26 protein-coding genes and 1 tRNA gene are annotated in these 24,310 nt (G+C 65.1%); 11 read left to right on the top strand and 16 right to left on the bottom strand.

Features of this window, described 5'->3' with window-relative positions; all coding sequences use genetic code 11:
• Positions 1–56: 56 nt before the first annotated feature.
• Positions 57–1,283, top strand: a complete 1,227-nt coding sequence (locus K2O50_RS01465; RefSeq protein ID WP_050703397.1) for a methyltransferase — start codon at positions 57–59, stop codon at positions 1,281–1,283.
• Between the two features lie 225 nt (positions 1,284–1,508).
• Here K2O50_RS01465 and mdtI read toward each other — a convergent pair whose 3' ends face one another.
• Positions 1,509–1,826: a multidrug/spermidine efflux SMR transporter subunit MdtI gene (gene mdtI / locus K2O50_RS01460; protein WP_050703396.1), complete on the bottom strand. Its 318-nt coding sequence runs from the start codon at positions 1,824–1,826 to the stop codon at positions 1,509–1,511.
• The gene (locus tag K2O50_RS01455) at positions 1,820–2,179 is read right to left on the bottom strand and encodes a multidrug/spermidine efflux SMR transporter subunit MdtJ (RefSeq protein ID WP_050703395.1); all 360 of its coding nucleotides are present in this window, start codon (positions 2,177–2,179) and stop codon (positions 1,820–1,822) included. The genes mdtI and K2O50_RS01455 overlap by 7 nt, the downstream gene beginning before the upstream one ends.
• A 527-nt stretch (positions 2,180–2,706) precedes the next feature.
• Here K2O50_RS01455 and K2O50_RS01450 point away from each other — a divergent pair.
• The 7 genes from K2O50_RS01450 (at position 2,707) to K2O50_RS01420 (ending at position 5,942) form a co-directional block, all read left to right on the top strand.
• On the top strand, positions 2,707–3,285 hold the full coding sequence (locus tag K2O50_RS01450; protein ID WP_050703394.1) for a hypothetical protein: 579 nt from the start codon (positions 2,707–2,709) through the stop codon (positions 3,283–3,285).
• A 9-nt stretch (positions 3,286–3,294) separates the two neighbouring features.
• Entirely contained in the window at positions 3,295–3,501 is a 207-nt protein-coding gene (locus K2O50_RS01445; RefSeq protein WP_023629980.1) for a helix-turn-helix transcriptional regulator, read from the top strand.
• 18 nt (positions 3,502–3,519) lie between these two features.
• Complete coding sequence (locus K2O50_RS01440) at positions 3,520–3,906, top strand: hypothetical protein (RefSeq protein WP_050703393.1); 387 nt, start codon at positions 3,520–3,522, stop codon at positions 3,904–3,906.
• Positions 3,907–3,928: 22 nt separating this feature from the next.
• Complete coding sequence (locus K2O50_RS01435) at positions 3,929–4,180, top strand: hypothetical protein (RefSeq protein WP_052896382.1); 252 nt, start codon at positions 3,929–3,931, stop codon at positions 4,178–4,180.
• Between the two features lie 98 nt (positions 4,181–4,278).
• Positions 4,279–4,354, top strand: a tRNA-Thr gene (locus K2O50_RS01430).
• Between the two features lie 155 nt (positions 4,355–4,509).
• Positions 4,510–5,655 carry a copper-containing nitrite reductase gene (nirK, locus tag K2O50_RS01425; protein WP_050703392.1) on the top strand — a complete coding sequence of 382 codons (1,146 nt, stop codon included), beginning with the start codon at positions 4,510–4,512 and terminating at the stop codon, positions 5,653–5,655.
• 77 nt (positions 5,656–5,732) lie between these two features.
• On the top strand, positions 5,733–5,942 hold the full coding sequence (locus K2O50_RS01420; RefSeq protein WP_050703391.1) for a DUF3079 domain-containing protein: 210 nt from the start codon (positions 5,733–5,735) through the stop codon (positions 5,940–5,942).
• Here K2O50_RS01420 and K2O50_RS01415 read toward each other — a convergent pair.
• From K2O50_RS01415 to K2O50_RS01390, 6 genes are all read right to left on the bottom strand, one after another.
• Positions 5,923–7,116 (bottom strand): type II toxin-antitoxin system HipA family toxin, encoded by a 1,194-nt coding sequence (locus K2O50_RS01415; RefSeq protein WP_371263116.1) that lies wholly within the window; start codon positions 7,114–7,116, stop codon positions 5,923–5,925. The genes K2O50_RS01420 and K2O50_RS01415 overlap by 20 nt on opposite strands.
• Complete coding sequence (locus K2O50_RS01410; RefSeq protein WP_050703390.1) at positions 7,113–7,364, bottom strand: helix-turn-helix transcriptional regulator; 252 nt, start codon at positions 7,362–7,364, stop codon at positions 7,113–7,115. Before K2O50_RS01410 ends, K2O50_RS01415 begins: the two co-directional genes overlap by 4 nt.
• Positions 7,365–7,476: 112 nt before the next feature.
• Positions 7,477–7,890: a type II toxin-antitoxin system HicB family antitoxin gene (locus tag K2O50_RS01405; protein ID WP_050703389.1), complete on the bottom strand. Its 414-nt coding sequence runs from the start codon at positions 7,888–7,890 to the stop codon at positions 7,477–7,479.
• Positions 7,891–7,907: 17 nt separating this feature from the next.
• Positions 7,908–8,099 carry a type II toxin-antitoxin system HicA family toxin gene (locus tag K2O50_RS01400; RefSeq protein ID WP_050703388.1) on the bottom strand — a complete coding sequence of 64 codons (192 nt, stop codon included), beginning with the start codon at positions 8,097–8,099 and terminating at the stop codon, positions 7,908–7,910.
• A gap of 176 nt (positions 8,100–8,275) precedes the next feature.
• Complete coding sequence (locus K2O50_RS01395) at positions 8,276–8,821, bottom strand: phosphonate degradation HD-domain oxygenase (protein WP_050703387.1); 546 nt, start codon at positions 8,819–8,821, stop codon at positions 8,276–8,278.
• Positions 8,822–8,894: 73 nt separating this feature from the next.
• Positions 8,895–9,950: a haloacid dehalogenase-like hydrolase gene (locus K2O50_RS01390; protein ID WP_198742370.1), complete on the bottom strand. Its 1,056-nt coding sequence runs from the start codon at positions 9,948–9,950 to the stop codon at positions 8,895–8,897.
• A 247-nt stretch (positions 9,951–10,197) separates the two neighbouring features.
• Here K2O50_RS01390 and K2O50_RS01385 point away from each other — a divergent pair, with 247 nt between their 5' ends.
• Positions 10,198–11,589 (top strand): L-cystine transporter, encoded by a 1,392-nt coding sequence (locus tag K2O50_RS01385; RefSeq protein ID WP_050703385.1) that lies wholly within the window; start codon positions 10,198–10,200, stop codon positions 11,587–11,589.
• A gap of 137 nt (positions 11,590–11,726) precedes the next feature.
• Here K2O50_RS01385 and K2O50_RS01380 read toward each other — a convergent pair whose 3' ends face one another.
• Positions 11,727–12,245, bottom strand: a complete 519-nt coding sequence (locus K2O50_RS01380) for a dihydrofolate reductase (protein WP_050703384.1) — start codon at positions 12,243–12,245, stop codon at positions 11,727–11,729.
• Between the two features lie 54 nt (positions 12,246–12,299).
• Here K2O50_RS01380 and K2O50_RS01375 point away from each other — a divergent pair, with 54 nt between their 5' ends.
• Complete coding sequence (locus tag K2O50_RS01375; RefSeq protein WP_050703383.1) at positions 12,300–13,691, top strand: DUF2868 domain-containing protein; 1,392 nt, start codon at positions 12,300–12,302, stop codon at positions 13,689–13,691.
• A complete protein-coding gene (locus K2O50_RS01370; RefSeq protein ID WP_050703382.1) occupies positions 13,684–15,048 on the top strand; it encodes a GTPase/DUF3482 domain-containing protein in 1,365 nt (454 codons plus the stop codon). The genes K2O50_RS01375 and K2O50_RS01370 overlap by 8 nt, the downstream gene beginning before the upstream one ends.
• Before the next feature lie 144 nt (positions 15,049–15,192).
• Here the strand turns inward: K2O50_RS01370 and K2O50_RS01365 are convergent, their stop codons facing one another.
• The 7 genes from K2O50_RS01365 to K2O50_RS01335 all read right to left on the bottom strand — a co-directional run bounded on the left by K2O50_RS01365 (position 15,193) and on the right by K2O50_RS01335 (position 24,305).
• A complete protein-coding gene (locus K2O50_RS01365; protein WP_050703381.1) occupies positions 15,193–15,606 on the bottom strand; it encodes a hypothetical protein in 414 nt (137 codons plus the stop codon).
• Between the two features lie 2 nt (positions 15,607–15,608).
• Positions 15,609–16,511, bottom strand: a complete 903-nt coding sequence (locus K2O50_RS01360) for an NAD synthetase (protein WP_050703380.1) — start codon at positions 16,509–16,511, stop codon at positions 15,609–15,611.
• 118 nt (positions 16,512–16,629) lie between these two features.
• Positions 16,630–17,559 carry a type VI secretion system-associated lipoprotein TagQ gene (tagQ, locus tag K2O50_RS01355; RefSeq protein WP_050703379.1) on the bottom strand — a complete coding sequence of 310 codons (930 nt, stop codon included), beginning with the start codon at positions 17,557–17,559 and terminating at the stop codon, positions 16,630–16,632.
• A gap of 78 nt (positions 17,560–17,637) precedes the next feature.
• A complete protein-coding gene (locus K2O50_RS01350; protein WP_052896378.1) occupies positions 17,638–19,404 on the bottom strand; it encodes an SUMF1/EgtB/PvdO family nonheme iron enzyme in 1,767 nt (588 codons plus the stop codon).
• Positions 19,397–20,599, bottom strand: coding sequence for an FtsX-like permease family protein (locus K2O50_RS01345; protein WP_050703378.1), 1,203 nt, complete (start codon positions 20,597–20,599; stop codon positions 19,397–19,399). Before K2O50_RS01345 ends, K2O50_RS01350 begins: the two co-directional genes overlap by 8 nt.
• The gene (locus K2O50_RS01340; RefSeq protein WP_050703377.1) at positions 20,599–21,303 is read right to left on the bottom strand and encodes an ABC transporter ATP-binding protein; all 705 of its coding nucleotides are present in this window, start codon (positions 21,301–21,303) and stop codon (positions 20,599–20,601) included. Before K2O50_RS01340 ends, K2O50_RS01345 begins: the two co-directional genes overlap by 1 nt.
• Positions 21,303–24,305, bottom strand: a complete 3,003-nt coding sequence (locus K2O50_RS01335) for a serine/threonine-protein kinase (RefSeq protein ID WP_050703376.1) — start codon at positions 24,303–24,305, stop codon at positions 21,303–21,305. Before K2O50_RS01335 ends, K2O50_RS01340 begins: the two co-directional genes overlap by 1 nt.
• Positions 24,306–24,310 lie beyond the last annotated feature (5 nt).

Raw genomic sequence — 24,310 nt, 5'->3', positions numbered from 1 at the left:
CCTTGTGCCGCGATGGGCTGCACAGCAGCCCCTCTCGCTAGCGCCCCGGTGCTCGAATGACCACACCCCCCATCCTGCAAACCGACCAGCTCCTCGAGCGCTTCCACGCCCTCGACCGCTTCCTCGCACAGCACCAGTTCCTGTGGCACCCACGCCCGTTCACCCACCTGCGCCTGGCGTGGGAAGACCAGCACCCGGCACTGTCCCATTGGCTGCGCCAGCGCACGCTCGAGCAAGCCGAATCCCCCGACGACACACCTGAGGCCCCGGCCCCCTTCCCACAACTGGCCGCCGAAGCCGAGCAGCTGTCCGCCGTCGGCGAACTGCCCGATGCCGGCCTGCATCCCGCCGGCCACCGCCTTGATGTCGGTGTCGCCGGCCGCAAGTGGCAGCAGATCGAGGCCTTCAGCCGTCGCCTGACGTTCAGTCAACCCGCCCGACACTGGCTCGACTGGTGTTCCGGCAAAGGCCATCTGGGTCGTCGCCTGTTGCAGCCCGGCCAGCAACTGACCTGCCTGGAGTACGACGCCGAACTGGTCAGCGCCGGCAAGGCCCTGAGCGAGCACCATCACCTGCCCGCCACCCACGTGCACCAGGACGTCATGGCCGCCGACAGCGCCCGCCACCTGGACGGCGACAAGAGCGCGGTCGCCCTGCACGCCTGCGGCGACCTGCATGTTCGGCTCATGCAGCTGGCGAGCCAGCAGGGTTGCCGGCAGATCGCCGTTGCGCCCTGCTGCTACAACCGCATCCAGGGCAAGGCCTATCAGCCGCTTTCCAGCGCCGCCCGGGCCTCGGCGCTGGCGTTGACCCAGGAAGACCTGGGCCTGCCGCTGAGCGAGGCGGTCACCTCCAGCCTGCGTACCCGGCGCCAGCGCGACACCTCAATGGCCCGTCGCCTGGGTTTCGACATGCTGCAACGCCAGCAACGCGGCATCGACGACTACCTGCCCACGCCATCGCTGCCGGTCAGCTGGCTGGCAAAGCCTTTCGAGCAGTACTGCCGCGACTTGGCCGAACTCAAGCAGGTCACGATCAACGACAACCCCGACTGGGCCGCCCTGGAAGCCGCCGGCCAGCGACGCCTGGCCGAGGTGCGCAACCTCGAGCTAGTTCGCAATCTCTTCCGTCGCCCCCTGGAAATGTGGCTGGTGCTCGACCGCGCTCTGTTCCTTCAGGAACAAGGCTATGCGGTTCGGCTCGGAGTGTTCTGCGATTACCCGCTGACCCCCCGCAACCTGCTACTGCTGGGCGAGCGCGACACAGCGCCGCAGCGCGGTTGACAGCCTGTGGATAACTCTGTGAACAAGCTTGTGATGAAAATCACCAAATCTTGGATCCAGAGGCTATTTGCGCTGCTTTGCTTATTCCATGGCGAGCGTCAAAGCCAGTAAATACAAGCCTTTGCGCAAAGACCGATGGTAGCGCCGGCCGGCATGCCTTTCGCGCAAGCGATCAATGCCCATTGTGCATAAACCATTCGGCCAAGCGCTTTGGCAGGGGTGTTGTCAAGCCAGTTTGAGCAAGCTCATGCCTACCAGCAGCAGCACCAGGCCGAGCCAGCCGCGCCCGGCCAGGCGCTGGCCGAACAGGGCCCAGCCCATGGCCACGGTGGCGAGAATGCCGAAGCCACCCCAGATCGCGTAGGCCAGCGACAGGTCGATGTCCTTGACCGCCTGGGCCAGCGCGGTGAACGCCGCCAGCACGCAGAGGATCGAGGCCACGCCCAGGCCCTTGCGACGGAAACCGTCGGAATACTTGAGCAGCAGGTTGGCCAGGACTTCCAGCACGATGGCCAGGCCCAGCCAGGCAAATGGCATCAGCATGGCACCGCCTCCCCTTCACGCTCGGCGGCCTTGGCCCGGGTACCGGCCTTGACCAGCAGGATGCCGGCGATCATCACCGCCAGGCCCAGGGCCTTGGTCCAGCCCAGGCTTTCGCCGAGCCAGAGCACGCTGATCAAAGTAATCAGCACGATACCGAACCCTTCCCACAGCGCGTAGGCGACACCCACCGGCACACGCTTGACCGCCAGGGCCAGGAAGAAATACGACAGACAGATCATGACGTACATGACGGCATGCCCCAGTACGGGGAAATGGGTGGCGGCGAGTTTCATCGACGCCGTGCCGATCACCTCGAAGGTGATGGCGACGATCAGGTAGATCCAGGAACGCATGATGCCCTCCCATGGGCGACAGCAGCCGAGCGCACAGGCTTCGGCGCCAGACAGAGACGTTTACGGCTGTAGAGGGAGGGTGGCGCTAGAGGTCGCCGGTCCAGTGACGTTCACGGGAAACCAAGCGGGAGGAAGAGAGGAGCTTGAAAGCTTTACTGTTCAACATAATGAACACAAGATTAACTGAGGTGATCGATTAAGTCAAAACGATAGGCTGAGACTAAATATTTCTCGCGAAAAATTGCGCGCCTCCAGATTTATCCCCTTAAAGCCTGCTGAAAGCTTCGTAAATTATATTCCCCACACTCGTTCCTATGGAGATGACCCTACGACTGCCCTAAAGCGTAGGCAGGTATCTTCAACGTGGGAGCGGGCTGGCCCCGCGATCACCAGCAAGGCCGGTGCCATTCCTACTCCATCCTCCTGCGACAAAGCGTCGCCACCGTCCAAAACACAAAATTAATTATTGTTTTACGATAATTATTCAAGAATAATCCGCCCCGTTCATCACTGTACGGAGGCACCCCATGAACAGTAGATCCGTGGCCTATGCGCGTTCGCGCCTACGCACCATCGGCACATTTGCCGCCTACCTGGCCTGGACGACCGCGATCGTCGAGTTGGCGGCCATCCCGTTGCTCTGCATCTTCGACTTCCCTGAAATGCTCAACGGCTACCTGCAGGCCTATGGCGACCAGATGCCCCTGCTGCTGGAACCCGGCTACATGCCATCTCCCCTGGCCATCGCCCTGGTACTGGCCGTGGACATGATCCCGACGATGATTTCCGTCATCGCCCTCTGCCTGACCGGCCTGTTCTTCCATCGGCTGTCCCGTGGCCAGACCTGGACCTCGGACAACATCAAGCTGCTGTGGTGGGTCGGCCTGCTGTGCATCTTCACCCCGTTGCTATGGCCGGTGACCTACACCTTGCAGGGCCTGGCCCTGGCCATCGACCTGCCGGCCGGCGAAAGAAGCTTCAGCTTCTCGATCGGTGTATCATCGCAGGCTGTCTACGAGATCATGAAAGGCATCCTGCTGTGTGCCTTCTCGCTGCTCATGCGTGACGCCAAGACCATCAGCGATGAACACAACTGTTATGTCTGACTGCTTCCTATGCCGATAATCATCCGCCTCGACGTCGTCATGGCCCGGAACAAGATGCGTTCCAAGGACCTGGCGGAAATCATCGGTATCACGGAAGCGAACCTGTCGCTGCTGAAGAACGGCAAGATCAAGGGTTTCAAGATCGAGACCCTGGAGAAGCTGTGTCGCGCCCTGAACTGCCAGCCCGGCGATCTGCTGGAGTTCAGCGACGAATGATCAAGGACTGCAACACCCATGGCACTTTTCCACAACAGTTTGGCCGCCCTCGTGCTGGCCTGCCTGGCCTTGGCCCTGGCCGGCTGCGGCCCGAGCTACACCTATAGATACTCGCCACCGCCCAGTGCGCATGGCATGAATTGCATCAACAGTTGTTCGACGCAGCGCAACCACTGCCAGCAGATGGCGCGCCTGCAGGAGAACAGCGAACGTGCGCTGCACCAGGCCGAAATGAGGGCCTACCAGTACTGTCAGAACGGCAAGAGCAAGAAGGAAGCGCGTCACAGTTGCTACTACCCGAGCTACCCCTCCTACACGGGGAGCAGCTACAGTTGCGGCAATGACTACGACTCCTGCTACATGGCCTGCGGCGGCACCATCCAGCGCATCCTGAACAAAGACTGATCCCGGAACGGACTCGAACATCGTGAAACACACCAAGCCTTTCGCCCTGCTGACCCTCGCCCTGGCCATGACCGGCTGCGCCAGCAGCATGCCCTCGAGCAAGCCCGCCCCGCTGAACTGGAACATGCCCGGCATGCAACTGGGCGGCGACCGCGGCCTGCCCCTGCACAACGCCGACGGCACCTGCCGCAAGCGCGGCTGCGACAACGGCAAGCTGTTCTTCAACCCAGGCCAGCCCGAGCCGAGCGTCAACTCGATCCACCGCGGCTGGTAGGAAATTTCTCCTTTGTGCGCGGTGACTTAGGGGAATGTGCGATGGATGCAACGAAGTGGTTTACAGCGGCAAATCCATCGCTATAATGACGCCCCTGTGCCGGTATAGCTCAGATGGTAGAGCAACTGACTTGTAATCAGTAGGTCCCGGGTTCGATTCCTGGTGCCGGCACCATCCTCAAAAGCCTCGACGAATGTCGGGGCTTTTTCGTTTCAGCCCCTGCGACACATTGCCCACCCTCTCCACTTCTTGTTCTCCCTCAATAAACCCTACATTCAAAGCGGCTATTCCTGTGCCCGACGGCTTTCGTCGACTTAAGGAGAAGTCCCATGAATGAGCAAGAAGGCGTGTCCCTGACCCGGCGTGGCATGCTGGCCGGTACCGTGATGCTGGGCGTCGGCGCCTCGGCGCTGGGCAGTGGCCTGGCAAAGGCCACGACCGCCGTGCCGGGCCAGGACCCGGCGGTTGACCTGGCAAAACTGCAGCGCGTCAGTGTCGAGCTGGTGGCGCCGCCGCATGTACACGCTCACACCCAGCGCGTCGAGGGCAAGCCGCGGATCGTCGAGTTCCGCATGGTCATCGAAGAGAAAGAACTGGCCATCGACACCGCCGGCGCCTACATCCACGCCATGACCTTCAACGGCTCGGTTCCCGGCCCGCTGATGGTGGTGCACGAGGGTGATTACGTGGAACTCACGCTGGTCAACCCGGCCAGCAACAGCATGATGCACAACATCGATTTCCATGCCTCCACCGGCGCCCTCGGCGGCGGCGAGCTGACCCACGTGAAGCCCGGCGAGCAGGTGAAGCTGCGCTTCAAGGCCGACCGGGCCGGGGTGTTCGTGTATCACTGCGCACCGGGTGGGGCAATGATTCCCTGGCATGTGGTGTGCGGCATGAACGGCGCGATCATGGTCCTGCCCCGCGATGGCCTGAAGGACCCCGAGGGCCGGCCGTTACGCTACGACAAGGTCTGGTACATCGGCGAGCAGGACTACTACATCCCCCGTGACAAGGACGGCAAGTACAAGCGCTACGCCAACCCCATGGCCAGCTTCGGCGACATGAGCCAACTGATGAAAGGGCTGGTACCCAGCCACGTGGTGTTCAACGGCAGCGTCGGCGCCCTGACCGGCAAGCAGGCACTCACCGCCAAGGTCGGCGAGACCGTGCTGATCGTTCACTCCCAGGCCAACCGCGACACTCGCCCGCACCTGATCGGCGGCCACGGCGACTATGTCTGGGCCTCGGGCAAGTTCGCCAACCCGCCGCAACGCAACCTGGAAACCTGGTTCATCCCCGGCGGCGCGGCGGGCGCGGCGCTGTACACCTTCCGCCAGCCCGGGCTGTACACCTACCTCAACCACAACCTGATCGAAGCGGTGATGCTCGGCGCCGCCGCGCATGTACAGGTCGAGGGCCGCTGGAACGACGACCTGATGAAACAGGTGCAGGCGCCCGGGCCGATCAGCTAGCGGCATTGACCCCGATCAAGCCCCTTGGCCATGCGCGGCATAGCCTGAGCGCAGGCATTCACTTCATGGAGGGAGACATGGCCAAGCGATTTCCCAGCAACCCCAGCCATCCCGAGCGGATCTGCTGGGGCTGCGACCTGTACTGCCCGGCCAAGGCACTGGCATGCGGCAACGGCGCGGACCGGACCATGCATCCGGTGGAGTTGTTCGGGGAGGATTGGCAGCGCTTCGACAATTTCCTGGAGACGCCCGCAGCCAAAGACCAGGTCAACCGAACGTCTGAATGAAGGGAGCCGCACTCGCCTTGATGGCGGCAACTACCTGAGGCGCCTGTTCGCACAACGCAGACTCTCGGGCCAGCGTCTTTTCCAGGGCCTCGAGCTGGTTACGAATGACCTCGGCAGGGTTGTTCACTTCGCACAGCGGAGCGAAATCCAGCAATCCTTGCCGTGACGCGAACAAGGATTTGTTGCCGCACAGCGATAGCGCCAGCACGTCCTCGGGTATGTATGCCGTGGTGTTGACGATATCGTAAGCCGGGGCCAGGCGCGCATCACGTCGAAGCGGCTCGGAGTAGAGCAGGCCGAAATTCTTCAGATGGGCATCCCCGTTGCCGACGATACAACTGAGCGCGACCATCTCGAACAGCTGTCGAAGCGACTGACGCAGATGCTCGGGGGCACAAAACAAGCGAATGGCCTTGGCAATGGCCGCGTAGCTCTTGCTGTACTTCTGGTCGGCCGCAAGCCCCATCAAGGCAGCCATGTCTTCGAAGCCGATGGCCTTGTTCTGTTCGTCACGGTCAAAACGCCGCATGACGAACAATTTGCCGTTATCGGACAAGAAGAACTGTGGCACCGCCAGACCTGCAGCCTGCGCGACCGACATGCACAGGTATTCGTTGATCGCCAGGCCCGGGTACTCGTCACGCCCACTCTTGATGATCAGTTCGGAGGTTTTCGAGGTGAAGCGCTGGGACAGAGGGTCGAACTGCTCCGGGACCAGTACCTTGGGCTGCACGCCGGATATGCCGGCACGCAGAATGTAGCGATCAACCAGATCGGCAAAGATGTCCTGCGACCCGTCCCATGAAAGGATGTCCGCCAATCGCTCGCCCGGGAACTTCTGCCGCAGCAACAGCGCATCCACAGCAGGCGAACTGACATGCACACGACCAATGGGCGAGCTGCTACCGGACAACGCCAGCAAAAGCATGGGATCCACCTGAACGACCTTCGCCAGGCGGTTGCGCAGTTGCTCCAGGACATAGCCTTCGGGCAGGTTCATCTGGAACACTGGATGCAGGTCCCGATGCCTGTACTCCTCGACGCGTACCGGCATCAACAGGCTGATCGCCGTACGTGGGTCGGCGTGTGGGGCATAGCGGAACAGGTAGTCGCCTGCATTGCTCAGTATTGTTCCACTGTCACCCTCAGGGGTCATGACGCTCAACGGCATCATTCGAACATTCCCTCGATCTCGTCCAGCGTCGGCATCACCGCCGGGACGACCTGCAATTCGCAATCGACCGCAGCCAATGCCCTTGCATAGGCGCCAATGGCCACTGACAGGCTTCCCTTTTCCATGGCAATGACCTTCTGCCTGGTCAGTCCAGACAGGGTTGCAAGCGCCTGCTGGGTCAATCCACGATTGAGCCTTCGCGTGCGGATCTGCTCACCTAGACGCTCGATAATTAATGAAGGAGTCATGTTCCGTATACGAGACAATTCATATTATTTGTAACGTATACGGGACATGATCAAAAATCAAACAAGTCTCCACGGATTCCTCTCCCACAGCACGCTGGACACGATTGCCTGGTCACTTGCAATCACCCTGCAGGATCCTGAGCGCCGCCTCGGCCAGGAAACCCGAGCGACTCTTGTGCTCCGGGTGGTTCTGCACGTACGAGTCGATGCGGGTGAGCAGGTACGCCGGCAGTGTGATGTTGAGCTTCTCGGCCTTGCCCAGGTAACGGGTGATGTCGATATCGATCAGCGCCCAGGTACAACCGGCATAAGATGGATTGGCCGCGTGCACGCTGACCAGGCTGGCCTTGGGAATCTCCTGCTGGTCCTGGGCCAGCAGTTCGAGGTGGCCTTCGATGGCTTCGCGGGCCATGGCGATGGCGTTGTCGAGGTCTTCGCCGGCCGAGAAACAGCCCGGGATGTCAGGGACTTCCACACCCCAGGCGTGTTGATCGTCACCGGGGAGAATCGCAATGGGGAACAACATGGTGATGGGTCTCCTCGTCAGCTGGCATAGCCGATCCGCGCCTGGCGCAGGATGCTGGCCGCAGTGGCCGGCAGCAGGTCTTTCTTCGGGTGCGGGATGGTGACCAGGCCTGGCTTTTCGGGATGCTTGAAGTGATGGTGGCTGCCTTTCGAACGCACCAGGTACCAACCATCCGCTTCGATCACTGAAATCATTTCACGGCTGTTCATGAACCCATTCCTTGGGCCGGCCGCTTGGTGGTTAGTATAACCACCAAGCGGCATTTATCAACACCATACCCACTATTGCGACGAGTGGGCTGCCAGGAAGGGAAGTATGGTAAGAGGCACAGCATGAGTACTTGGAGAAGTGATGCGGGATCTTGCGATGAGGGATAATGAATCGATCAAAGTACCGCCAGCGCCTTTTTCTTCAGTACCTCCAGGTCCATCACCGGCACCCCGGTCAGCTTCGCCATCTCGTCCCATTCCCGCAGGCGCAGACTCACCCGGAATAGAGGATCGGCCTCGAACGCATCGGCTTCGCTGTCGCTCATCACCCCGCCCTGGTACGCCAGCGTGCGCCGGCTGGCCTCGCTCAGGCGATCGTAGTAACCGGGCTGGCGCAAGGTCAGGTAGCGCTTGGCCTCGACGTGATACTGCACCAGCCGCGCCAGGCGCTCGCTGAAGCCGCAGCGGCGCAGGTACTCGGCACCGATACGTTCATGGCTGACGATGCCATAGCCGCCCATGTCCTCGCCCTCGCACAGGTGGCCGATGTCGTGGAAGAAGGCGGCGAGGATCACTTCATCGTCGTAGCCCTCCTCCATCGCCAACTGGGCGGCCTGGGACATGTGCTCGATCTGGGTGATGGCTTCGCCGATGTAGTCGGCACTACCATGGCGCTCGTAGAGGGCGAAGGTGTCGCTGATGATCTGGGTGGGCGTGGGCATTGTGCCTAATCCTGACTGACCTGGTCTGTCGCTATCGCGGGGCAAGACCCCGCGACAGGGCCATGACGACGTGTTACTGAATCTGCTCCGGGGTCACGATCACCCAGTTCTTGTCTGCGGTAACCGGCAACCCTTCCCTGGCCTGGGCCGCCGCGTTCTTCGCGATCATGCCGTTGAGCTGGTCCATGTACTTGGCCTTGCGGTTGATCCACAGGTGGATGCCGCCCTTGCCCACATCCACGCCATGGAACTGCATGTAGCCATCGCTGGTCGGGGTATCGCCGCCCACCAGCACCGGTTTCTTCCACTCATCGATGTAAGTGAGGATGGCCGCCTGCTTGCCAGCCATCCAGGTGGCCGGGGTCCACAGGTACGGGGTCAGTTCCAGGCCTTCATTGGCCTTGGGATCGTACTGCCCGGCAGTGATCTGCTTGCGCGCCGTGGTCAGCTGGCCACTCGCGCGGTCCTTGAGCAGCAGGCTCACGCCGATCACGTTCTGCGGTTTGACGTTGTAGCCGTACTTGGGGTCGGAGGCGACCATGCGCACCAGCTCTTCGGAGGCCGCGGAAATCACGTAGACCTCGATGCCGTTCTCCATCAGCTTGTTGTACAGCTCGGCCTGGCCGGTGAACACTTTCGGCGGTTGCACCTCGATGGTCTTGACCTGATCCCCCTCGAAATAGGTACTGGGGATCGGCTTGCCCGAGGCCATCAGCTCGTCGACCTGCTGCTTCAGTTCCTTGAGGGTGAAGCCCGAGAACACCTGGGCTACCCAGGGGTAGCAGACCATGTCGTCGAGTTCGCACAGACGGTAGTAGTAGCTGAACAGGCTCTCCTTGTGCTCGGCGGTGTCCTTGAACGGGATCAGCTTGAGCGAGGGGTCGAGCTTGTCGCGGCTCAGCAGGCCCTTGTTCTCCATGAACGGCAGCAGCGCTTCCTCGAGATCGAAGCGGTAGCTGGTGTTGTCCATGTCGAATACCGCGTAGTTACCCTTGTTGGCATTGGCGGCAATCATCGCGTCGAGCTTCTGCGCGGCCTCGGCCGGCCAATGCTTGAGCTCGGTGGCCGCCCAGCTGCTGGCGCTCAGCAACAGGGCCAGGCCGCCGGCAAGGATTCTCGGAGCAGACATCATGTGCGGTTCTCCAAAAGACGTGGCCGCTCAACCCTAGACCTGAATTGTGACAAACAGGCATGCGTGAGCGACCCCGAGACAACCGCAAACGCCATGTTCATTGCCAAAAACGACCAGGCGTTATTCCATAAACGACTATGCAAATTACTTTTAGGTATAAATTCGTTTGTTTTCAGGCTGTTAGCATTTCCGTTCGTAATCGCTCACAGAGGCGATGCCTCTTCCGCCTTTTTCTGGAGCTTCAATGAACCTGCCGCTGTCACTCAACCTGCTGGCGTTCCTGGCCCTGCTGCTGGGCCTGGCGCAAACCCGCCGCACCGACTGGAGCCTGGCCAAGAAAGTGCTGCTGGGCCTGGTGCTGGGCGTGGTGTTCGGCCTGGTCCTGCACACGATCTATGGCGCCGGCCACCCGGTGCTCAAGGCCACCCTCGGCTGGCTCGACCTGGTCGGCAACGGCTATGTCGGCCTGCTGCAGATGATCGTCATGCCGCTGATCTTCGCCTCGATCCTCAGCGCCGTGGCGCGCCTGCACAACGCCTCGAGCCTGGGCCGGATCAGTGTGCTGAGCATCGGCACCCTGCTGCTGACCACCGCCATCGCCGCGCTGATCGGCATTGTCCTGACCAACCTGTTCGACCTCAACGCCGAGGGGCTGGTGGCCGGTGCCCAGGAAAACGCCCGCCTGCAGGCGATCCACAACGACTACGCGGGCAAGGTCGCCGACCTCAACATCCCGCAGCTGCTGTTGTCGTTCATCCCGACCAACCCGGTGGGCGACCTGGCCCGGGCCAAGCCGACCTCGATCATCAGCGTGGTGATCTTCGCCGTGTTCCTGGGCCTGGCCGCGCTGCAGCTGATCAAGGACGACAAGGAAAAGGGCGAGCGCGCCCTGTCGGCCATCGACGTGCTGCAGGCCTGGGTGATGCGCCTGGTGCGCCTGGTGATGAAACTCACCCCTTATGGCGTGCTGGCCTTGATGACCAAGGTGGTGGCCAGCTCCAACCTCGAGGATATCCTCAAGCTGGGCAGCTTCGTGGTGGTGTCGTACATCGGCCTGGGCCTGATGTTCGTGGTCCACGGGGTGATCCTGGCGCTGACCGGCGTCAGCCCGCTGCGCTTCCTGCGCAAGGTGTGGCCGGTGCTGACCTTCGCCTTCACCAGCCGCTCCAGCGCCGCCAGCATTCCGCTGAACATCGAGGCGCAGACGCAACGCCTGGGCGTGCCGCAGTCGATCGCCAGCTTCAGCGCCTCGTTCGGCGCGACCATCGGCCAGAACGGCTGCGCCGGGCTGTACCCGGCGATGCTTGCGGTGATGGTCGCCCCGGCCGTGGGCATCAATACCTTCGACCCGCTGTGGATCGCCACCCTGGTGGCCATCGTCACCCTGAGCTCGGCCGGTGTGGCCGGCGTGGGTGGCGGCGCGACCTTCGCCGCGCTGATCGTGCTGCCGGCCATGGGCCTGCCAGTGGAGCTGGTGGCCTTGCTGATCTCGGTGGAGCCGCTGATCGACATGGGCCGTACGGCGCTGAACGTGAATGGTTCGATGATGGCGGGGGTGGTTACCAGCCAGTTGCTCAAGCAGACTGATCAGCAGGTGCTGAGCGGGGATGAGCATGCTGAGTTGAGTCATTCCTGATAGATCGCTGGGGGTGCTTTGCGCCCCTTTCGCGACACAAGGCCGCTCTCATGGAACAAACCGTAACTTATTAATTTATCTAGGCCCTGTGGGAGCGGCCTTGTACCGCGAAAGGGCTGCGTAGCAGCCCCAGGTTCTCAGACCTTGTCCCAGACTTCGAAGTGAAAAACCGGCCCGTGTCCTTCGGCAGGTTGCGGCTCACTCGCGCTCAGTTGCCACTGTCCGCGATCGAACTCTGGGAACCAGGCATCACCCTCGGGCGACAGCTCCACTCGGGTCAGGTACATCCGGCTCACCAGCCCTTTGTCCAGCGCCTGCCCATACAGCTGCGCGCCACCGATCAGCATCAGCTCGCCGACACCCTGCTCCCGCGCCCACTGCTCGGCGCGCACCAGTGCCTCTTCCAGCGAAGCGAACACCTCGGCCCCGGCCAGTTGCAGGCCCGGCTGACGGCTGACGACGATATTCAACCGCCCCGGCAGCGGTCGGCCCAGCGAATCCCAGGTCTTGCGGCCCATGATGATCGGCTTGCCCAAGGTGGTGGCCTTGAAGTACTTGAAATCCCCCGGCAGGTGCCAGGGCATGGAGTTGTCGATGCCGATCACACGGTTCTCGGCGAGCGCCGCGATCAGGCTGAGGGGGAGTGATGTGTTCATGCCGGCGAGGATAGCATCGGGCACGTGGGTTATGCTTGCGCCCTGACCTGTGCAATGGAAGAGCTTGTGACGGCACCGACTCCACTCGACAAGCGCTGGCTAACCGAAGCGGTACGCCTGCGCGAGGAACACGCCGGGCCCCTTGAGGACCAGGAAGCCAACCGTCGCGCCCGCCAGCAAGGTGGCGACCTGGCCACGCGCATCGAGGCCCGCGCCCTGTGGCTGGCCGAACGCGACGGCATGGACACGGCACTGCGCCACTGGAAGCAGGGCGCGCGCCTGGCATTGCTGGCGCTGATGCTCCTGGCCGTGCTCAGCGGCGCCGGCCTGGGCCTGGCTGCCCTGGGCGACGGGCAGCGCCCGGTGAACGTATTCTGGGCCCTGGGCAGCTTGCTTGGGCTTAACCTCATACTGCTCTTCGGCTGGGCAGTGGGCTTCTTCTTCGCCGGTGAGCAAGGCGCGACGCTGGGCCGCCTGTGGCTGTGGCTGAGCGAGCGCCTGGCCCGCGACGCCAAGGCCGCGCAACTGGCCCCGGCGCTGCTGGTGCTGCTGCAGCGCCAGCGCCTGAATCGCTGGTTGCTCGGCCTGCTGGTGCATGGCCTGTGGCTGCTGGCGATGCTCGCCGCCTTGGCGATGCTTCTGGCCCTGCTGGCGACCCGGCGCTACGGGTTCGTCTGGGAAACCACGCTGCTCGCCGCCGAACCCTTCATCACCCTGACCCAGGCCCTTGGCGCCCTGCCCTCGCTGCTCGGTTTCGCCGTGCCGGACGAGGCGATGATCCGCGCCAGCGGCGACACCCTGCCGGCACTCGACCTGGCCCGCCAGGCCTGGGCCAGCTGGCTGCTCGGGGTGGTGCTGGTCTACGGCCTGCTGCCGCGCCTGACGCTGGCCGCGCTGTGCCTGTGGCGCTGGCGCCAGGGCCGCGAGCGGCTGGCGCTGGACCTCGACCTGCCCGGCTACACCCAACTGCGCGACGCGCTGATGCCGCGCAGCGAACGCATCGGCGTGCAGGATCCAGCCCCCGACACCCTGCCGCGCTTCGAAGCCGGCCAGCTGGAGAGCGGCAGTAGCGGCGCCTTGCTGGTTGGCCTGGAGCTGGACGACCAGCGCCCATGGCCACCCGCCCTGCCCCGGTCGGTCACCCACGCCGGCGTGCTCGACAGCCGCGAATCGCGCAACAAGCTGCTCGAGCAACTGAGCCGCTTCCCCCCGGCGCGCCTGGCCATCGCCTGCGACCCACGCCGCTCGCCCGACCGCGGCAGCCTGGCGTTGCTCGCCGAGCTGGCGCGCAATGCCGGCGCCACCCGGATCTGGCTGCTGCAGGCGCAACCGGGCCAGGCCCTGGACGCGGCACGCCTGGGCGACTGGCACGAAGCCCTCGACCGCCTGGGCCTGGCCCACGCCGACACTTCGCCCGTGACCTGGCTGGAGCATGGCCATGACTGAGCCGCTGAAACTGGCCGTGGTCGGCCACACCAACGTCGGCAAGACCTCGCTGCTGCGCACCCTGACCCGCGACGTCGGCTTCGGCGAGGTCTCGCATCGCCCCAGCACCACCCGCCATGTGGAAGGCGCACGCCTGTCGGTGGACGGCGACCCGCTGCTGGAGCTGTACGACACCCCTGGCCTGGAAGACGCCATCGCCCTGCTCGACTACCTGGAGCGCCTCGAACGCCCGGGCGAGCGCCTGGACGGCCCCGCCCGCCTTGAGCGTTTCCTCCAGGGCAGCGAGGCGCGCCAGCGTTTCGAACAGGAAGCCAAAGTGCTGCGCCAGCTGCTGGCGAGCAACGCCGGCCTGTACGTGATCGACGCCCGCGAACCGGTGCTGGCCAAGTACCGCGACGAACTGGAGGTATTGGCCGGTTGCGGCAAGCCACTGCTACCGGTGCTCAACTTCGTCGCCAGCAGCCAGCACCGCGAACCGGAATGGCGCGAGGCCCTGGCGCGCCTGGGCCTGCATGCGCTGGTACGTTTCGACAGCGTGGCCCCACCCGAAGACGGCGAGCGCCGCCTCTACGAAAGCCTGGCGCTGCTGCTGGAAGATGCCCGCCCGGCGCTGCAACGGCTGATCGACGACCAGCAGGCCCAGCGCCTGACCCGCCGCCACAGCGCCAAGCGCCTGGTCGCCGAGCTGCTGCTCGATTGCGCCGCCTGCCGACGCAGCGTCGAGGCGGAGCCTGCCGCCGAGGCGCGGGCCATCGAAGCCCTGCGCCAGGATGTGCGCCAGCGCGAACAGCGCTGTGTCGAGGCGCTGCTCAAGCTGTATGCGTTCCGCCGCGAGGACGCCAATGCCGGTGACCTGCCGCTGCTCGACGGCCGCTGGGGCGACGACCTGTTCAACCCGGAGACCCTGAAGCTGCTCGGTGTGCGCCTGGGCAGCGGCGTGGCGGCCGGTGCCGCAGCGGGCGCGGGCGTGGACCTGCTGGTGGGCGGCCTGACCCTGGGCGCCGCCGCGCTCGCCGGCGCCATCGCCGGCGGCGCCTTGCAGACCGCGCGCAACTACGGTTCGCGCCTGATAGGCAAGCTCAAGGGCCAGCGCGAATTGACGGTGGATGACGCCGTGCTGCGCCTGCTGGCACTGCGTCAGCAGCAGTTGATCACAGCCCTGGAAGGACGAGGACACGCGGCGCAGGACAGCATTCGCCTGACGCCCGCGGACGACAAGGGCTGGCGCGAGGGCAAGCTGCCCGAGGCACTGCGCAGGGCACGGGCGCATCCGCAGTGGTCCACGCTGAATGCCGGGGCGCGGGTCAGCCAAGCCGAGCGACAGGAGCAACTGGAAGCCCTGGTGGCGGACTTGTAATCCGATCACAGGGCCAGCCCGCTCCCACCAGATCAGTACAGGACCGTCCTTGTAGGAGATTAACCAGCCCTTCAAGCTGCGCTGTCGCGCAGGGAACAACGTTATAAGCATCACCCGCGTGGGAGCGGGCTTGCCCCGCGATAGCTAGCGCCGCGCCATGCGCAACGCCACCAGTTGCCGCCGCATCTCCCGATGCCGCTGGCTGTTGAACACCAGCAGCGCGAGTAATGGCAGCGCCAGCAGGATTGCCAGCAAGACAGCATTCACACCACTACCGAGCAAGCTCAACGCCATCAGCAAAGCCACAGTCGGTACAGGGAGCACCACCCATACGGCCCAAGTGAAGCCCCGGACCATCGCGAAATGCCCGGCGCACAGCAGCAAGATCAGCACTGCACTGGATATCATGGTGAACGACGGATTGTCCGGATGATTGCGCCAGTGACTGTCAATCCACAGGGTCGCTGACAACGCCGCCGACATGAGGCAAATGAAAAAGCCCAGCAAGAACGTCGGAAAGTAACGTCGCATGAAGGTCTGGAACGCTGCAGGCTTCATCGTTACTCGATCTCCTCGTAAAGCCCCACGGCGATGCTCTGTACCGTGGCACTACCAGCCAGGCCGAAGGTAGCGCCGAGCGAGTCACGCATCAGGGTCTTCGTGGCGTGGCTGATCTCGGTCGGGGTGTAGCGCTTGGTCATGGTCCCTGCCGCCTGCCGCAACTTGATCTGCTTGGCCGTCAGGCTCGGATGCCTGATAGACAGCAGCTCGTCGGTCAGCGCCTTGCGCTGCTGACGGCTGAGACTTCTGGACAACTCCAGCCAGCTACGCCCGGTCGCTGCCTTGTGCACCTGCAGATACTTCAACGTGCTCAGGCCCGACGCGCCGACACCCAGCAGCGAGACGCCATCCAGCACCTTCGAGGCGGCCTGGTACCACTCGTTCTCATCGAGGGCATCGTTGGCCGCCGGATTGGTCACTTCGCGTACCGTGCGCATCACACCGATACCGCACTGAATGCTGCTGGCGGTGGCTGCGGCGCCACCGATGTAGGTCAGCACCAGGCTGGTGCCGCCGGAAAAGGGCGCGGCAATGGTGCCACTGAACACCACGAACCAGCCAATCACCGCGCCAGCACAAGAGAGCGTCGTGTTGACCGCCTCCTTGACCACCCGCGACTCGCGCGGATTGTGCTGCAATTGCTGGGTGTACTGGTCAGGGGTCTGGTATTTCTTGATCTCGCGCAGGATCACGCGCTTGGGACGGATGCTGCAGATTGGTTGGAACTCACGCAGGGTGACGACATTGTAGTCGGCGTCGATGTACACCACGCCGGCACCAACGATACGCGGATCAGCGTCGATGGCCGCGAACATCTGCGGCAGGTTGATCCGCCCCTGGATTCGCTGGCGTGCGAGGAACTGAGAGTTGTTGGCCAGGGAGTTGACCAGAAGATCTGTCACGGGGTGGTTTCCTTACACAAATAGCGGCACACCTGTGGGAGCGGGTTCACCCGCGAATACGATGGCGCATGCACCAAAGGATTCGCGGGTGAACCCGCTCCCACAAACGCTTAAAGCATCACACGTTCGGGCACGGCACCGGCGCCCAGTCACCCATGTCCGGGTTGCGGCACATGGCGTTGACCTGGTCGGTACCGGCCTTGGCCACTTGCTGGGCCTCGGCTTTCTTGCCGTTGGCATTCTGCAGGGTCTTCTCGGTGGCCACGGCTTCCGGCGGCACGTCCTTGGTCACCTTCTTGGCCGGCTGGACCTTCTTCACATCTTTCTTCTTGCCGGTGGTCGCCACTTTCGGCGGCTCGGCCACGGCGACCACGTCGGTGCGCGCGACGCCGACCTGCTTGAGGTCCTGCTCGTAGGCCTGGGTGTAGTTGTTCAGGTTTTCACCCAGACGCCCGTTCACAGTGGTCAGCAGGTTGTTCGACTCCTGCAGGCCGGCGACGATCTCGGCCAGGCGCTTGCGCCCCTCGGTGTCGTTGATGCGGCCAGACTTGCGGTTCTGGATCAGGCTGGCGAACTCGCGCTGGTAGCAGGACTGCGACGACTTGGCGTAGGCCGTGGTGCGGTCCAGGTCGGCGGCGCTCTTGTCGATGTCAGTGGCGTACGAGGCGATGCGCTGCTTGTCATCGCTGATCTGCTTCTGGCGCTCGGTGTAGTAACCGGCCGCGCCACCGACCAGGGCGCCACCGGCGGCGCCGATGGCGGCATTGCGGCCGCGGTTTTCCTTGTCGACCAGGGCGCCGGTCAGGGCACCGCCGACCGCGCCGAGCAGCGCACCGGTGGCGACCGAGCGGGTCATGTCACCGTCGGTGGAACGCAGGTGCTGCACCGGCTCGTAGCAGTTGGGGTAGTACTCGACCTTGGTCGTGGCGCCGACCTTGGACACGGGCGAGCTGGCGCAACCGCTCAACAGCACGGTGCTGAAACCGGCTGCCAGCAGCAGCGCGGTACGGGCCTGGGATGCAGTGATCAGGGGTTTGCGGGTGAACATGGTCTGGTTTCTCTTCTTGGGTTTCTCGGTATCCGGGGGCTTCGTGCCACCCGGGAGTCCTTTCTGTCGAAGCTGTCCTTAGGGTCGCGGGGCGGCCGATGCCAGCAGCTCCTTGAGGATCGTCGCCGGATCGGCCCGCCGGTTCTGGCGGTACTCCCCGACGTGGCGGACGAACAGGGTGGCGCGGGTCACCAGGCTGTTGCCCAGGACCGGCTTGCGATTGAGTTCTTCCTTGACCCGCTGGAACTGCGCCTGGATCACCGCGTCGGTGTAGCGCGTGCCGCTGGACAGGTTGTCGATGTAGATCGCCACGGCGCCATCGAGGGCGGCGCGGCCATTGGCGATGGCGGCGCCGTACATGCGCGCGCTGGTCTGGTCGCCCGAAGCCTCGGCCTTGGCCTGGGTGTTCTGCAGGTTGGTCAGGCGGATGTTGTAGTTGTTGACCGTCTCGGCCACCAGGGCGGCGGACTGGATCAGGTTGCCGGCGGCCTCTTCACGCTGACGGGCGATCAGCGAGACGTTGCGCTTGAGCTCTTCGTTGACCAGGCCGAGCTCGGCCTGCTGGCGCGGGTCGGTGGCGGCGGCGATGATGCTGTCCAGGCGCTTGGTCGGGTCCTGGGCGGCGTCGATGTCGTCGGTCAGGCCGGCCAGACGGCCTTCCTTCTGCCACTGCTCGAACAGTTCCTGGTAGCGCGAACGCGGGGCCGACAGGGCGCCGATGGCTACGCGAAAGCCAGTGGTCTCGTTGCGCTGCTCGGTGCCGTCGGCGCCGAACAGCGGGTACTCGCGGCGCATGCCGGTGAACAGGGTGCCCTCGCCCTCGAGGTAGTTGCCGCCCTTGACCACGAAGCCACCGTAGGCGCCCTGCAGGCGCCCGGCGTTGACCAGCTGGAACGACTCCTGGACCATCTCGGCGGCGTTGCCGATCACGTCGAACAGGCCCAGCGGGTTGGGCTGCCTGGTGCCGATCGGCATCAGCCGCGCCGCCTGCCCGGTGCCGCCGGCGACCTGGTTGAACACCGCGAAGTCGGCCAGCGGCCCTTCACTGTCGGCGCCTTCGACCTTGCGCGGGAACAGTCGCCCTTCCAGTTCCTGGCGGCTGACTGCCGAACCGCCACGGGCGGCGAATTCCCACTCGACTTCGGTGGGCAGGCGCACGAAACCGGTGCCACCGTCCTCGGCCTTGCTGCCACGGCCACTGACCGGCAGCAGGTCGCGATGGTGCTTCATCAGCCAGGCGCTGTAGACGGCGGCGAAACGTTCGGCCTCGAAGCGCGACAGCTTGACCTTGGGCAGGCGGCCCGCCGCGTCGTTGCTCGCCTCGCAGGCCGGCGCCGCGTCGCCGCCGGCCAGCGACGGCGCCTGGGCCATCACCTGGGCGTACTGGCGGGCGGTCACTTCGTACTTGCCGATGAAGTACATCATCGGCGTGAGCGGGCTGCCTTTCTCGACCTTCGGCAGGCTAGGGCCGACGGCCTTCTGCCACTGCGGCGCCAGGTCCTGCAGGCTGAACTGGCCGTTGATGAAGTCGCGTCGGTAGCCGGAGATGAACGACTGCTTGTAGCCGGCCTCGCCTTCGCTGAACGGGTAGCCGAGGTTGACCTCACGGTCGTCGAGGCTGCCCTGGGCCAATACGTAGACGCTGCGCAGCACCAGCTCGCCACCACAGGGCAGCGGCAGGCTGACATCGCCTGGCAACGGCTTGGGGTTGTCGAACTTGCTGTCGGCCCCGGCCTGGGACTGCACGGCCGGCTTGGCCTTGTCGTCGCCATCGGCCGGGGAACAGGCCACCAGGCTCAGCGCGGTGAGGATCAGGGCGGCAGCCCCGAGACGGCGATCAGACATCACGTATTCCTTGGCAGGCCTCGATGCGCGCCACCCGCCAGCCGCCCAGGGCGGCGGCGGCGGTGCTGGCCAGCAGCACGGCACACAACGCAACGAGGTAGTGCATGGGCAGCAGGTGGCTGGCGAACTCGCCGGGCACCTGCATGAAAAGTCGGTTCAGGCCGTGCTCGGCCAGCAGGTACAACAACCCCGCCACAACGGCGGCCAAAATTCCGCTGTAGAGCGCCTGGAGCACCACGAACAACAGCAGCGCAGCGGTGCCGAAGCCCAGCAAACGCAGCACCGCCAGCTCGCGCTGCTTGCGCTCCACCGCCGCCACCGCGCCCGCGGCGATGGCCGCCACGGCGCCGGCCACGGCCAGGCTGGCGATGATCCAGAACACCAGGTCGAGGTTGCGGCTGAGCGATTGCACCTGGGCGATCTGTGCGGCCTGGGTCGAGACCAGCAGCTTGCGCTCGGCGAAGAACTGGCGCAGCGGCTCGACATCGGTCAGTTCGCGGGCATACAGGCGAAATGCCGGGTACACCCGCTGCTGTGCACTTCCCTGCTCCTCGCCCTGCCAACCCAGTGTCGGCACCGCGCGGCCATCGCGGTAATCCTCGACGGCTTCGAGCAACTGCAACGACGCGAACAGGCCATCGCGCTCGAACGCCGCCAGGGGCAACACGCTGATGACCTGCAGGCGCGTCTGCCGCCATTGCATCTGCCCGGCCTGTCGGCGGCTGAAGCTGGCCTGCAGCTCGTCTCCGGCCCTGGCGCCGAGCTTTTCCGCAGCGGTAAAGCTCAGCACCACCTGCTGCAGCCCCGTCGGGGGAACGACTTGCGCCAGCAAGGGATCACCCTTGGCGGTCGGCAGCATTTCAACCGTCAGGCCACGCCCGTGGGCGGGCAACAGCAGTTCGGCGGTGGCGGCGATCTGCCGGGTCCGGGGGATGGCGAAGGCCACCCCCGGGCGTTGCCCCAGTTCCTCGATGAACTCGGCGCGAAAGCGTCCACCGCCCAGGGGAATGATCTCGCGCACCCCCGGGTCACGCTGCAGGCGCTCGGTCAGGCTGCCGACCAGGCCGAACTTCAGGCCGAACAGCACCAGCAGTGGCGCGATCACCGCCACCAGCGCCAGCACGCCGCACGCCGACAGCCGCGCATCGTTGCGGTAGTCCTGCCAGGCCAACCCGGCGATCAGCAGCGGGCGCATCAGGCGGCCCGCTCCAGCGTTGCCGTGACGCCGCCGTCGGCCTCACGCCGACAGGCCATGCGCAGCACCGTCAGCCCGGCCTGGCGGGCCAAGGCTTCGTCGTGGGTGGCGACCACGCAAGTCACCTGGCGCGCCTCGGCCTCGCGCAGCAACAGCTGCATCACCCGCTCGGCGTTGACCGGATCCAGCGCGGCGGTCGGCTCGTCGGCCAGCAGCAGCGTCGGGGCATGGGCCAGGGCACGGGCGCAGCTGACCCGCTGGCGCTGGCCGAGGGACAAGGCGGCGGGTTTCTTGCCCAGCTGGTCGTGCACATCCAGCGCTTCGGCCAGGCGTTCGACGCTGCCATCATCGCCGAGCCCCAGCAGCTGGCGCGGCAGACGGATGTTGCCGCGCACATCGAGAAAACCCAGCAACCCACCCGCCTGCAGCACGTAACCAAGGTGGCGGCTGCGCCAGCTGGCCAGGCGATCAAGCTGCCGGCCGTGCCACAGCCCGGCGACATCCTCGCCGCCGAGGACGAAGCCCTCTGCCGCATCCGGCGCCAGCACCAGCGCCAGCAGGTCGAGCAAGGTGCTCTTGCCGCAGCCGCTGGGGCCGACCAGCGCCACCCGCTCGCCCACGGCCAGGTGCAGCCGGTCGACCTGCAGGCTGTAGCGCTGGGCACCCTGCCCGCGCGTCTTGCGCACCCCGTCCAGGCGAATCATCACGGCAGCGTCGACAGCGGGACACGGTACAGGGCGTCACCCGGCTCGGCGTTGCCGAAGCGCACCCAGTTGGCCATGTCGTTGTGGAAGGTCTCGTACAGGCGGATCTTCGAGTCCAGCTCGTCGATGAAGTCCTCCTGCTCGGCCACCGACAGCGACAGCCACAGGTCCTGGGTCATGCTCAGGGACTTGCTGCGGTACGGCAGGCCATCGAGGTACTCGCCGAGCACCCCGCCCTGGGCCAGGTTGGCGCCCTTGCGCAGGGCGCCGGGGTCGCGGCTCATGTAGGCGCTGGCGCTGGCAATCTCGTTGAAGAAGTCGCCCGGCGAGCTGCGGGTCTTGCGCGCGGCATCGACGATCAGCTTGAGCGACTGCTGCAGGTCGTTGAGCTGCAGCTTGGTGAGCATCACGCACACCTGCAGGGTGGGCAGCGTCGGGTTGGTCAGGTCGCGGTCGGCGGTCCAGGCGCTGACCAGCTGCGGCGCCTGGCTGGCGCCATGGCGGCCGAGGAAGTCCATGTGCATGGCATAGCCGATGGCCTGGGACTTGGCCGCCAGCCCCGAGGCCGAGGTCAGCAGCGGCACCGGCTGTGGTTGCTGGTTGCGCACCTGGTGCACCAGCTCGGCGAAGGTCGAGCCGATCTCGCGAACGCGCTCGCCGAACGCGCCGACCTCGCCCCCCGGCACGCCGACGTAGAGGTCACCGATCTGCGGGTTGCTGTCGGCGGTGAGCACGCGATACTGGCTCTCGGCCGCACCGTGGTTCTTCACCCCGGCCGGGGTGCGCAGGTGCAGGGCGTAGATCTTGATCTGTTTGCTCAGCGCCGCCTGGCGCACTTCGGCCTCGTTCATCTGGGTGCTGCTGAATGGGTCATTCTTGCGCAGTGCGCCGGCATCGCTGACCAGCAAGATGAGGCGTCCACCATAGCCGGACCAGTCCATGCCCTCGACCGCCTGCATCACCCCGGCGAAGGCATCCTCGTTGAACGAATGGCTGGAAACGCTGGTGGCCCTGACCTGCGAGGCGGCCTTGAGGAAGCGCGCAGGATCCCGGCCCTCCTCCAGGCTGACCAGGGTCTTGCTCAAGTACTCGAGGCCCGGGGTGCGCTTGACGTTGTTGCGGAAACCCACCAGCCCGAAGCTGACGCTGTCCAGCTCGCCCCGGGCCGCCAGTTGCTGCTGAAGCTCGCTGACCACCTGGCGTACACGGTCGATATACGGCTGCATGGACACCGAGGTGTCCACCACCAGGACGATGCCGGTGCGGAAGCTGTTGTCGCCGACCGCCGTCACGCCGGCTGCCTTGGGCGCGCTGTCGCGGGCACTGGCGCCGGGGTCGATGGAGGCGATGTTGAGCAGTTGCACCGGCTGGCCGCCGGCGTCGAAGCTTTCGCGGTAGTCGAAGATCGGCATCAGGTAGAACTGGTTCTGCGGCACGGCGCTGGCCGCCGGCTCCAGGGCCATCACCTGCGGTACCTGGTCGGGGTGGTTCTGTGCCTTGAGCAGGCTGTCGCGGGCCTGGGCGGTGTCGTCGAGCAAGTGCTGCACATCGTCCACCTGACGCATGAACATCACCGGCGAGCGGCCCGAGCGCTCGGTGAACTTGAGCACCAGGCTCTGTTTCCAGTCACTGGTCTGCGCGGCCGGCAGCCAGCCATCGCGCTGGCCGTCGCTGGCTGCGCCGACCTGGACCCAGGCCTGGCCGCCGACGTCCTTGCGCTGGTAGACGTAGAGCACGGAGAAGGCCGGCAGTTTCTCGCCCGAGGCATCGCCGGGCTGGGCCACCAGCTGGGCGTCGGGCTTGGTCAGCACACGCTGGAACAGGGTCTTCTTGCCGGGCATCAGCAGTGGGCGGCCATCGTCCGAGGCGGCAACGGGTGTGATCTTGGGTTCGGCGGGGGCCACGCTGTCGGCGGGCGTCTGCGCCACCGGTGTTTCTGGCGCGGGCGCGTCACTGCCGCCGAGCAGCCAGAAGAACGCGCCACCCAATCCCAGCGCCGCCGCGATCGCCACCGCCAGCACGGCCTTGGCCGGTTTGTTCGATCCGGACTTCACGGCGGGAGCGGGCTTGGGTTCGGGCCGCCGGGCGGGCTCGCTCACGGGAGCGGCAACGGCCTGCGGAATGTCGATGGACACCGGTTGCGGGGTGGTCGGCGGCGGGATCGGCAGCGGACGCACCAATGTGCTGTCGTTGTCCTCGACCGGCGCCTGGACCGTCAGGCGGTCCAGCGCGGCCAGCAACGCCACCGCGTCGGCGAAGCGCTCGTTGGGATCCTTGGCCAGCAGGCCACGCAGGATGTCCTGGTAGCGGCCGTGCTCGATGGGCAGTTCCGGCAGCGGCTCGGTCAGGTGCGCCAGCGCCGTGGACAGCGCATCGGTGCCGCTGTACGGCAGCTTGCCGACCAGGATCTCGTAGAGCACCACGCCCAGCGCATACAGGTCGGCGCGGCCGTCGATCTCCATGCCCCGCGCTTGTTCCGGGCTCATGTAGCTCGGCGTGCCGACGGCGAAGCCGGCCTGGGTGAACTGGGTGCGGTCATCCAGCGACTTGGCGATGCCGAAGTCCGACAGCACTGCAGTGCCGTCGGCACGGAACAGGATGTTGGCCGGCTTGACGTCGCGGTGCACCAGGCCCTGGGCATGGGCATAACCCAGCGCCTGGGCGATCTGGCGCACGTAGGCGAGGCCCTGCTCGGGCGTCAGCCCATCGGCGATGCGCTCCTTGAGGGTGCCGCTGGGCAGGTACTCCATGGCCATGTAGTACAGCTCGCCGACATTGCCGATGTCGTGGATGGTGGCGATGTTCGGGTGCGCCAGCCGCGCCAGGGTGCGCCCTTCGCGCAGGAAGCGCTCGCAGAAGGTCGGGTCGGCGGCCAGGCTCGCCGCCATGATTTTCAGCGCCACCTTGCGTTCCAGGGAACGCTGGGTGGCGAGGTACACGCTGGCCATGGCGCCTTGGCCAAGCTCGCGATCGATATCGAATCCGGGGATCTGCATGTCCATGATGT

Source organism: Pseudomonas sp. 2hn (assembly GCF_019646095.1).
Taxonomy (GTDB): Bacteria; Pseudomonadota; Gammaproteobacteria; order Pseudomonadales; family Pseudomonadaceae; genus Aquipseudomonas; species Aquipseudomonas peradeniyensis.
The sequence above is the reverse complement of the archived record's forward strand: the minus strand, read 5'-3'. Positions and strand labels throughout refer to the sequence as shown.

Excerpts from the sequence above, each read along its gene's own strand:
- K2O50_RS01370 (WP_050703382.1), top strand. The coding sequence starts at position 13,684 with ATGACTGAGCCGCTGAAACTGGCCGTGGTCGGCCACACCAACGTCGGC.
- K2O50_RS01390 (WP_198742370.1), bottom strand. The coding sequence starts at position 9,950 with ATGTCTGCTCCGAGAATCCTTGCCGGCGGCCTGGCCCTGTTGCTGAGC.
- K2O50_RS01395 (WP_050703387.1), bottom strand. The coding sequence starts at position 8,821 with ATGCCCACGCCCACCCAGATCATCAGCGACACCTTCGCCCTCTACGAG.
- nirK (WP_050703392.1), top strand. The coding sequence starts at position 4,510 with ATGAATGAGCAAGAAGGCGTGTCCCTGACCCGGCGTGGCATGCTGGCC.
- K2O50_RS01415 (WP_371263116.1), bottom strand. The coding sequence starts at position 7,116 with ATGATGCCGTTGAGCGTCATGACCCCTGAGGGTGACAGTGGAACAATA.
- K2O50_RS01465 (WP_050703397.1), top strand. The coding sequence starts at position 57 with ATGACCACACCCCCCATCCTGCAAACCGACCAGCTCCTCGAGCGCTTC.
- K2O50_RS01350 (WP_052896378.1), bottom strand. The coding sequence starts at position 19,404 with ATGTCTGATCGCCGTCTCGGGGCTGCCGCCCTGATCCTCACCGCGCTG.
- K2O50_RS01375 (WP_050703383.1), top strand. The coding sequence starts at position 12,300 with ATGGAAGAGCTTGTGACGGCACCGACTCCACTCGACAAGCGCTGGCTA.
- K2O50_RS01385 (WP_050703385.1), top strand. The coding sequence starts at position 10,198 with ATGAACCTGCCGCTGTCACTCAACCTGCTGGCGTTCCTGGCCCTGCTG.
- K2O50_RS01445 (WP_023629980.1), top strand. The coding sequence starts at position 3,295 with ATGCCGATAATCATCCGCCTCGACGTCGTCATGGCCCGGAACAAGATG.
- K2O50_RS01400 (WP_050703388.1), bottom strand. The coding sequence starts at position 8,099 with ATGAACAGCCGTGAAATGATTTCAGTGATCGAAGCGGATGGTTGGTAC.
- K2O50_RS01335 (WP_050703376.1), bottom strand. The coding sequence starts at position 24,305 with ATGGACATGCAGATCCCCGGATTCGATATCGATCGCGAGCTTGGCCAA.
- K2O50_RS01450 (WP_050703394.1), top strand. The coding sequence starts at position 2,707 with ATGAACAGTAGATCCGTGGCCTATGCGCGTTCGCGCCTACGCACCATC.
- K2O50_RS01380 (WP_050703384.1), bottom strand. The coding sequence starts at position 12,245 with ATGAACACATCACTCCCCCTCAGCCTGATCGCGGCGCTCGCCGAGAAC.
- K2O50_RS01420 (WP_050703391.1), top strand. The coding sequence starts at position 5,733 with ATGGCCAAGCGATTTCCCAGCAACCCCAGCCATCCCGAGCGGATCTGC.
- K2O50_RS01405 (WP_050703389.1), bottom strand. The coding sequence starts at position 7,890 with ATGTTGTTCCCCATTGCGATTCTCCCCGGTGACGATCAACACGCCTGG.
- K2O50_RS01410 (WP_050703390.1), bottom strand. The coding sequence starts at position 7,364 with ATGACTCCTTCATTAATTATCGAGCGTCTAGGTGAGCAGATCCGCACG.
- K2O50_RS01345 (WP_050703378.1), bottom strand. The coding sequence starts at position 20,599 with ATGCGCCCGCTGCTGATCGCCGGGTTGGCCTGGCAGGACTACCGCAAC.
- K2O50_RS01455 (WP_050703395.1), bottom strand. The coding sequence starts at position 2,179 with ATGCGTTCCTGGATCTACCTGATCGTCGCCATCACCTTCGAGGTGATC.
- K2O50_RS01440 (WP_050703393.1), top strand. The coding sequence starts at position 3,520 with ATGGCACTTTTCCACAACAGTTTGGCCGCCCTCGTGCTGGCCTGCCTG.
- K2O50_RS01365 (WP_050703381.1), bottom strand. The coding sequence starts at position 15,606 with ATGAAGCCTGCAGCGTTCCAGACCTTCATGCGACGTTACTTTCCGACG.
- K2O50_RS01340 (WP_050703377.1), bottom strand. The coding sequence starts at position 21,303 with ATGATTCGCCTGGACGGGGTGCGCAAGACGCGCGGGCAGGGTGCCCAG.
- mdtI (WP_050703396.1), bottom strand. The coding sequence starts at position 1,826 with ATGCTGATGCCATTTGCCTGGCTGGGCCTGGCCATCGTGCTGGAAGTC.
- tagQ (WP_050703379.1), bottom strand. The coding sequence starts at position 17,559 with ATGTTCACCCGCAAACCCCTGATCACTGCATCCCAGGCCCGTACCGCG.